The organism is uncultured Brachyspira sp., from assembly GCF_944390845.1.
Classification (GTDB): domain Bacteria; phylum Spirochaetota; class Brachyspiria; order Brachyspirales; family Brachyspiraceae; genus Brachyspira; species Brachyspira pulli.
Window position 1 is genome coordinate 1 of record NZ_CALXRM010000101.1, and the last position, 9301, is coordinate 9301.

Below are 9301 nucleotides of genomic sequence, written 5' to 3' on the forward strand. Positions count from 1 at the left end.
AAGGAAAGCGACTGACAGCCGCAAAGTAAGTTTACTTGCTTTGCATTTATAGGCTGGAAGGAGCATAGCAACAAGGAAAGCGACTGACAGCCGCAAAGTAAGTTTACTTGCTTTGCATTTATAGGCTGGAAGGAGCATAGCAACAATGAGTAAACTAAACGTATATATTAATGCGGATGCATCTCAGGCTATTGAAGCATTCGGAAAACTTAAAGATAAAACAACTGACTTAGAAAAAGGCTTTGATAAAATAGGAAAATCTTTTGATAAGTTCGGTTCTTTAGCTGCTAAAAGTTTAACTGTGCCAATAGCGGCAGGAACAACAGCTTTATCATTAGCAACTAAAAAAGCTATAGACTTCGACAACGGTATGCGTAAAATACTTTCTCTTTTGCCTAATTTAAGTAAAGATTCTTTAAATGTTTTAAGAGATGATTTACTTGATTTTGCTAAAGAAGCGGGTAAAGCTCCTGAAGAAGTTGTTACAGCAGCTTATGATGCCTTAAGTGCAGGAGTACCTGAAGATAATCTGTTTGAGTTTTTAGAACAGGCTTCAAAAGGTGCTGTTGCAGGTGTTACAGATATGTCGGTTTCAGTTGACGGACTTACAAGCGTTGTTAATGCTTACGGGCAGGAAACTTTAAGTTTTCAGAATGCATCAGATGTTATATTTTCTACAATAAAAATCGGAAAGGCAAGTTATGAAGAGCTTGCAGGCACTTTATATAACGTTATACCGACCGCCTCTGCTATAGGAGTGAAGTTTGAAGATATAGGAGCTGCTATTGCATTAATGACTTCTATGGGTACTCCGACTGCACAGGCTACTACTCAGATTAGGCAGGCTTTAGTAGAACTTAATAAAGAAGGAAGCACAGCAGATAATACTTTCAAAGAAATATCAGGAAAAAGCTTTAAGGAGTTTATACAAGAAGGCGGTAATCTGCAGGAAGCCTTGCAGATGATGGAGGAATCAGCAAGGGCAAATGGTAAGGAAGTAACTTCTATGTTTTCAAGCGTGGAGGCTGGAAATGCAGTTTTATCTTTAAGCGGAAAGAATGCTAAAGCTTTTAAAGAAACTTTAGAAGAGATGAATAAATCTGCAGGTGCTACTAATGAGGCTTTTAAAGCTATAGATGACGGACCTGCCAGACAGTTTGAAAGAATAAAAGCAGAAACAGAGGCTTTGGTTATAGAGCTTGGAAACAATCTTTTACCTGTAGCTGAAGAGAGCCTGCTTCCTTTTTTTAAGGATAGCTTGATACCGACAGCAGAGAAATTAATAAATACTATAGGTGCATTAATAGGAGCTTTTAATAATCTGCCTGCACCTATGCAGGCGGTGAGTGCGGGTACTGTAGGGTTGATAGCAGGTTTCGGTCCTGCATTAAAAGGTATAGCAGGGCTTGCAGGAGGATTAAAAGAAGCTAAGAAAACTATAAAAGATTTTAAAAATGCTGTAAATGTATTAAAGACATCAGCAAGCTCTATTCAAGGATTAAGTACAGCTTGGAAAGCATTAAATACAGTAATGGTTGCTACTCCTATTGGAATTGTTACAGCAGTTAGTGCAGGTCTTGCAGCATTGGCAGTAAATGCTTATAAGACAGGGCAAGAAATAAGAAAATTAAAAAAAGAACTCTATGATAATTCTACTACAGATACATCTGATTTGATGGGATTAAATAGAGAAGCTGATAATATAGCTTTACTATTTAGAGAATATAACAATTTAGCAAAAGCAAAAAATCTTGATGCAGAGGAAACAAAAAGATTAAATGAATTAACAGAAGAACTTACTTCATTATTTCCAAACTTAAAAACAAAAATGCTTGATGCTTACAGCGTCATAGATGCTAGAAAAGCTAAAGATGAAGATTTTATGACTTCAGATGAAGCTGAAAAACTAGCTAGAGCAACAGAAAATTATAAAAAAGTAACTGAAGAGTATAATAAGGCAAAAGAATATTTTGAGAAAGGAATATATCAGGATTTAAATGTATTAGATGGTGCTGGAGCAGTTCCTGCTGATAAATTAGAAGAAGCTAGAAAGGAAGTAGAGAAATGGAAGTCTAAGCAGGAGGCATTAAATACTGAGATTACTAAATTAAATACAAATATTAGAGAAAGAAAAGCTCTTTCAATAGACGGCATTAGTATAACAGATAAAGAGATAGAAGCGAATAATAATTTATCTGCGTCTACTAAAGATAAAACAAAAACTTATGAAGATTATTTAGCTTTACTAAAAAAAGCAGAGGCAGAGGAAAACCGCAGAGTCAGCAACCTTCGTAATATGGGAGCTGAAATCAGTGATGCTGAGGCTTTAGAAGCTAAAAAAGACAAAGTAGGTGCTATACTCACAGAAATGAGTACAGTACTAAACTTAAATACTAATCAAATAAAATATTTAAGTGATAATTACGGTTATGCATTAGAAAGAATAACAACTGACAGATTTTCTGAATTAGTAAAAGAAATAGAAGACAGTATATCCGCTTATGAAAGAGGCGTTGCAGTTGCTGAAGAGTTCGGAGATAAAATAAGCGAAGCCGAACAGCAAGGAGAGAAAAGCGAGATAGTAAGAAGCGGAATAGAGAATATAGCAAGCGAGATAAAGCTGACGGGCGGGCAAGTGGATATACTTAAGGAGAAGTTCGGCGGCTTGTGGAAGGAAGCCGGCGGCGAGAACGCTTCTGTTTACTTCTACAATAATTGGTCTCAAATGATTAATGATTTAATAGGCAGTATGTCTGACTTTTACAGCACAGTTCAGGAAATGAAGATACAGTCTATAGAATATGAAATAGAGAAAAATGAGGAGCGTAAAGAGGCAGCATTAGAAGCGATAGAAGAAGAAAAGAAAGCAAAACTTGAAGCTATAGGAATAATGGAGAACTCTCAAAAACAGAGTTTATTAAAAGAAATAAAGCAGTTACAAAATAGGCAGAAAGTTGCTCTAGGACTTTATGAACAGGAGAGAATAAAAGCTGAACTTGAAGAGAAACAAAAAGAGCTGGCCAAAATACAAATAGAAGAAGAAGCTAAAGCTAAGCAGGCAGAAATAGAAAAAAATTATAACAATGAGAAGATGAGGCTTGAATATCAAGCCCAGACAGAAAGCTGGAAAATGTCTTTAGTACAGGCAACAGCTTCTATAGCACAGGCGGCAGTAAGTGCTATAGCCTCAGCTATGGCAGTTCCTTTTCCGGCATCTTTGGCAGCTTATGCGGTGCTTGCAGGTATAGTAGCAGGAGGGGCTGTTAATCTAGCATCATTAAGTCAGGCTAAACCTCAGGAGCCTAAATACTTAGCGAGGGGCGGACTTGTTGAAAGAAGAAACGGAGGAATTAATGCTGTAATCGGAGAGGGAGCAAGCGATGAAGCGGTTATACCTCTTGAAGATAGAATACTTTCAAAAATAGGAAGTCAGATTTTTGAAGCGAGCAAAAGAGAAGACGGCAGTTATTATGCAGACACAAAAACTTCGGATATAGTATTCGCTGAAGGCGTACAGTCGTATAACCAGCCTGTTTATTTAATGCTCGACGGCAAGATAGTTGCAAGCACTATGCTTAATTTAAGCAAAAGAGGAGTTAAAGTTGTTAGTCAAAGAGGTATTTTATGAGATTACTGCATAATAATATTTTTAATAATTTTGAATATACTTTTTCTAGTGAAGATGATTTTTTCCCTATTTCTAATATGTTTAACTATCAAACTCTTGAAGTTGGTAAGTTTGCAAGCGAAACTGAAGGAACTTTAGCTTTGTTAGGAAACGGCATCATAAATGAAATAGCAATATTTAATACTAATGCTGACAAAATAAAACTAGAAATAACAGATATTAATAATGATACATTTACATATACTATTAGTATAATAAACAAACAGGCTATTCATAATATATCACCTATAAACTTTAGAAATGTAAAAATAACTTTTACTAAAAAATCAGACAGCCGTATGCTTGAATGCGGATATTTAATAATAGGCGAAGGCATAGATTTTCCTCCGCATGATAAACAAAAAACACATACTGTTAATTATACTCATAATCAATATTTTTCTTTGACAGGACATTATTTTTATAGGAAACTGCCTTTTAAAAGTTATGATACTTGGAAAGTATCTTTTCCATATCTGACAAATGCTGACAGAGATAAAATAATTAACTTTTTTGATATAAGTAATTTTGAACCTTTTGTTCTTCAAGTATGGATTGAAGAAAATATACCTTCTGACGGAGAAACAGTAATAAAATATGCTAAGTATAATAAAAGCAAATATAACAGATCTAAATATGCAAGCAAAGAAAAAAATATTAAAGCTAATTTTAATAATATTAAATACTATATGAAATCAGGGCTTTATGTATGTACTAATGAAGAGATAACTTTTAAGAAAGGAAAGAATGATTTATATCAGTATTCTACAGAGCTAACTTTCAGAGAGATTAAATAATTATGGAATATAATATTAAAAAGCGAGCCGAAGCATCTGACAAGTTTACTTGTCAGATAATTATAAGCGTAGGCGAGTATAGCAATAATAAAAAGAATGACTTATATCAGTATTCTACAGAATTAACATTTAGGGAAATAAAATAATATGTTTGAGTTAATATACGAGCCTTCATGCATACCGCTTACAATTAAGGAAGGATATAAACAGCAAAATATTTTATTAAATAAAACTAGATTTTTATATACAGCTTTTGAAGGAATTAAACTTAATCATTTTTTAGATATAGAACCTCCAATTTTAATGAAAGGCTCTATTTGTTTATTTTGTAATACCATATATGAAAGTAAAGAGGATATAGAACTTATTGATAACAGCACAGATGAAGGAAATAGATATATAAGATTGAAACTGTCTAATAACGGCAAAAACTTAATGGCTGAACTAGTTACAAGCCTTGATTGTTTTTATAATGAAGAGCTTGGCGGATTTTATAAAGAAGTTAATGGAGAGCTATATAAATATATAGCTTACTATATGTATTATGACGGCAATAGATATAAAGGCTATTATTTAGACAATTATAATAATGAAGTGTATTAAAAAATTAATTACACATATCAGGAATTAAGCGAGCCGAACAAGCGAATAAGCCTGCTTATTCGCTCCTATAGTGTGAGGCGAGCTTAGCAATAATGGAGTATATTAATGTTTAGAGTAATTAAAGAACCAACAGAAAATCCAAGCAATTTATTAGATAGCTATAGACAGCAGAATATCATTATTCAAAAAATGCGTATGCTTCATACTGCCTTTGATGGTATAAAATTAAATCATTGGAGTGATACAGACAGAGAACTTCCAGATATTTTGGCAGGAAGTATCTGTGAGTTTGAAGGAAGATTATTTGAAACAAATGAGAATATAAAACTAACTGATAATATTAGCAGCGGAGGCGTAATTAAGCAGGATTTAAGATTTATTAAACTTGTTATAGTAAGAGATTCTAATAATAAAGACAATGATTATTTAAGAGCAGAAATAGCAGGCGGATATAGTGAAACAGTCGGCAATGGATTTCCAACCTACGATTATGAGAATAGAGGCTTTTATAAGTTAGATTCTCAAAGAAAATGTTCAGAAAAATATCTAAGAATATCAATGAAATATGATGCTAATTTAGGCGGATATGTAGAAAAGAAATATTGGAATATTAATGACATAGGAAGAAAAGGTCAAACATTAAAAAGAAAAACTGTTAGCTTTAAAGCAGGTACACATGAGTTTACTTTTCCAAATGATGTTAATAGTATTACAGTTCATATAACTTCAGGTGGTGCTGGCGGATATTACGGTCTAGGACAGCAAATAGGTACAGAACCAACAGTAGGTGGTGACTCCCAAATATTAATAAATAATAAAGCTATAACAACATGTCAAGGCGGACAAATAGCAGTTAAAACAGGTACTATAACTTTTAATGGTGGAAAAGGAGGAACTGCAAGCGGACAAGGTAAATTAATAAATGGGAATAATGGAACTACCACAAGATATGATCAAAAAAATCCAAATACAGGAGCTGTATTTAACAACAATACGACTTTGGCAAGTGGCGGAAACGGTGGAAATGGTTCTATTGTAGGTGTTGCTTCTGCTGGAGGAGGAAGTGGAAGTGCTGCTATAGTAGATGTAACAAGAGGAATGCTTGGATCTTCCTCTAAAATAAAAATAATAGTTGGAGTTGGAGGTACTGGCGGTACTAATCCTTCCAATGCTGCCAATGGAGAAAAAGGACAAGACGGCTCAGCAGTTATAGAATATATGCAGAAATAGGTTATATAGAAGAAAACGAGTGCGAGCCAGATAGTAAATTTATTTACTATCTATTTATAGGTGAGCACGAGTATAACAATAATAAATATATGCAGAAATAGGTTATATAGGAGGAAGTGAGCCGAACAAGCGAATAAGCCTGCTTATTCGCTCCTATAGTGTGAGGCGAACATAGCAATAGTAATGAAGAGTTTTGCCAATATTATAGAACTTGATATTTCTAGTCCTGATACTAGATTGATATTTACACCTTGTGGAGGTGTATGGATTGCAAGTATTAATGAAATATATTCATTATACAGAGATTCTTATTTTAATGAATTATTTAATATAGAAGAAAATGAATTGTATAATTTATTTAATATTGGTTCTATAAGCGTTGACAATGATAGAGGATATATAGAAGTATTTTCTTTAGAAGCTCTTTATAAACAAAATAAATCTTATTATCAATATAAAAAAGATAATATTAATTATATAGCTATACATTTTAATAACTTTGAAACTCCTTACAGCAAAAAGAATATTATTATAAATATTAAAAGATTATTCTCTACACGTGAATGGCTTGATAGTAATAATAATTCGCCACAGGCGGGCAGTCGCCTAATTACTGAATTAAATAATATGTACATAGAGCCTCGTGTTGAAGAAATAGACACTGCAGATATAGAAGGTGATTCACTTTCTTTTGACACTATTCAAACGAATGAGATGTCTGTTACATTAAGAAATGATGATGGACTTTTTGATGATTTTTCTAATTTATACGGCAATAGGTTTTTAGTCAGGCAGATATTTGACTATCAAGCGGACAGCCGAATGCCTGCCGATTTTAACAAATCGGCAGGAGCTTATAATGAGGCTGGGAGCGTAGCAGCAATAAGCGATTTTTCAGATTCAAAAATTATATTCTCTGGTTTTATTCAAAAGCCTGAATATTCTTTTTTAGAAACTGTAACAATAACAGCATCGGATATAAGAGCTTCTTTTTCTACAGAACTTCCTAAAAATGTTTTTAGTGAAAAAGAATACCCAGATTTAAAGAACTTTCCTGAGAATGTGCAAAGCGGAGAAGATACTATTGATACATGCAGAACTTTAGCAGCGGGACATGGCATTACAGTAAAATTAAAGCCTATAAAATATTATACTCCAAGCATACTAAATCCTGATTTGATTCCTGAGGTAGTTTTTGAAATATGCGACACATCAAGACATGCTATAGAAAGTATTGTTAATAGGAATGACAAGCTTGATGAAAATAAATTAAAGCCGCATATATATTTTATAGAAACTCCAGAAAGTGAAAATGACATAATAGAACATGATGGAACTGTAATAAGCGGAGAATTAGAAATATTTATTCCTGAGTTCAAGGATTACAATGATGGAAAAGGAAGCCAAAGAGTATGGACATTAGATAAAGAAAAAGGTCAGTTAATTTTTAGGGGAAAAAACCAAGTACATTCTATAACTGATACTAATGATAATTTATATGAAATATATGCAGAAATAGATATTCCTCCTTACAAATCTTTAACTTTAATAAGAGAGATTTTAGAAGATTATGAAAACATAGCATACATTAAAGAAAATTATAACATAGAGAATTGGCAGCTTGAAGAAGAACGTTCAAGGGAAATAGCTGTTTTGCTTGATAATGATAATAAAAAGACTACACTTGATTTGATAGGAGAACTCTCTTTCTTAGAACAAGGAAGATTAGAAATATATGATAATAAAATAGATTTTATTAGTACCAGATTTCGCAGCAATGAAGCAAAATATAAAATCAAACAATATTGTATGGGAAGAGTTGATAAAACAGTAGAAAGTGATGAATATTTATCAAGCTGCAGTATTAAATATGATTTATTAAAGTCTACATACAAAAATACTGATTTTGAAGAAGAAGCTAAAAAAAGACATAGAATAAATGCACATGAAGAGTTTGAAACTTTATTAAAAAGAAAAGAAGATGCTATCAGTTTATCTAATGAAATAATGAGAAGCAGGTATTTATTAAAAGAGTATTATACATTTGAGTATTATGAAACTTTAGATTTTCTACAATTGTTTGATATAGTAGAGTTTGAATATAAAAGAGAAAACGGCACTTATTATATAAAGCCTTGTAAGTGTGAAATAATTAAACTTAATATATTTGATAATGTTATTAAATTAAGGCAATTATAAGGAGATTAATTATGATTACAAGTTTAGGAGTTATTGCAATAGATAATATGTCAGTAGAAGATATAGCATACAGCAATAATTACACTGAGTATATTGAGCTGAAAAATGATATAGATTCTGCGAAAAAAAAATTAAATATTAAAAATATTTGCAATACTTATGATGCTTTAAAAATAGCAGAGTATATAAATAATTTAGGAGATAAAAAATGAAAAAAAATACTAATACCTGCAATTTATGTCATAAGAGAGATAAATGCAGAGAGTTATGTGATGATATGAAAAAAGCAATAAGAAATAAAAAAAATAATAATGATATTTATTCTGATTCTACATTTAATGTATTTGAAACAGATATTTCTAAAGTTATATATACTTTCGGACTTTCAAAAGTAGAAGATAGAGACAGTAAAAGAATAATAATAGCATTACTTAAAAAAGATCAAAGAGAAATGCTAGATATGCTGTCAAAAGGATATACTCAAAAAGAAATAGCAAAAAAATTAAGAATGTCTCAAAGTAATGTTTCTCAAAAATTAAATAATATAAAAAAAGAAATTAAAGAATCAGTAATTCAAATAATGCCGTATATTTTATAATTTTGTTATGTGCCGTATGAATTATCCTTATATTTTTTTATATAAGTGTATGAATATAGATATAAGGATAAAACATGGCAAAAGAAAGTATAACAGAATTAAGTAAAAAAGAAACATCAATATTAGAAAAATATTGCACAGGAGCCAGACATATTGCATTAAGTATTCCTTAGTTTTTTAAAGTATAACATAGGTGTATCATAATTT

General features: G+C 31.8%; 7 protein-coding genes. All 7 read left to right on the plus strand.

Annotated elements, in window-relative coordinates; translation table 11 throughout:
• Positions 1 to 145 precede the first annotated feature (145 nt).
• The 7 genes from Q0K52_RS13785 (at position 146) to Q0K52_RS13815 (ending at position 9094) form a co-directional block, all read left to right on the plus strand.
• Entirely contained in the window at positions 146 to 3628 is a 3483-nt protein-coding gene (locus tag Q0K52_RS13785; RefSeq protein WP_297300424.1) for a phage tail tape measure protein, read from the plus strand.
• On the plus strand, positions 3625 to 4464 hold the full coding sequence (locus Q0K52_RS13790) for a hypothetical protein (protein ID WP_297300426.1): 840 nt from the start codon (positions 3625 to 3627) through the stop codon (positions 4462 to 4464). Before Q0K52_RS13785 ends, Q0K52_RS13790 begins: the two co-directional genes overlap by 4 nt.
• Positions 4465 to 4611: 147 nt before the next feature.
• Positions 4612 to 5067: a hypothetical protein gene (locus Q0K52_RS13795; RefSeq protein WP_297300428.1), complete on the plus strand. Its 456-nt coding sequence runs from the start codon at positions 4612 to 4614 to the stop codon at positions 5065 to 5067.
• A 105-nt stretch (positions 5068 to 5172) separates the two neighbouring features.
• Positions 5173 to 6297 (plus strand): hypothetical protein, encoded by a 1125-nt coding sequence (locus Q0K52_RS13800; RefSeq protein WP_297300430.1) that lies wholly within the window; start codon positions 5173 to 5175, stop codon positions 6295 to 6297.
• 183 nt (positions 6298 to 6480) lie between these two features.
• The gene (locus tag Q0K52_RS13805; protein WP_297300431.1) at positions 6481 to 8496 is read left to right on the plus strand and encodes a hypothetical protein; all 2016 of its coding nucleotides are present in this window, start codon (positions 6481 to 6483) and stop codon (positions 8494 to 8496) included.
• A gap of 11 nt (positions 8497 to 8507) precedes the next feature.
• Entirely contained in the window at positions 8508 to 8708 is a 201-nt protein-coding gene (locus tag Q0K52_RS13810; protein ID WP_297300432.1) for a hypothetical protein, read from the plus strand.
• A complete protein-coding gene (locus Q0K52_RS13815) occupies positions 8705 to 9094 on the plus strand; it encodes a LuxR C-terminal-related transcriptional regulator (RefSeq protein ID WP_297300433.1) in 390 nt (129 codons plus the stop codon). Before Q0K52_RS13810 ends, Q0K52_RS13815 begins: the two co-directional genes overlap by 4 nt.
• Positions 9095 to 9301 lie beyond the last annotated feature (207 nt).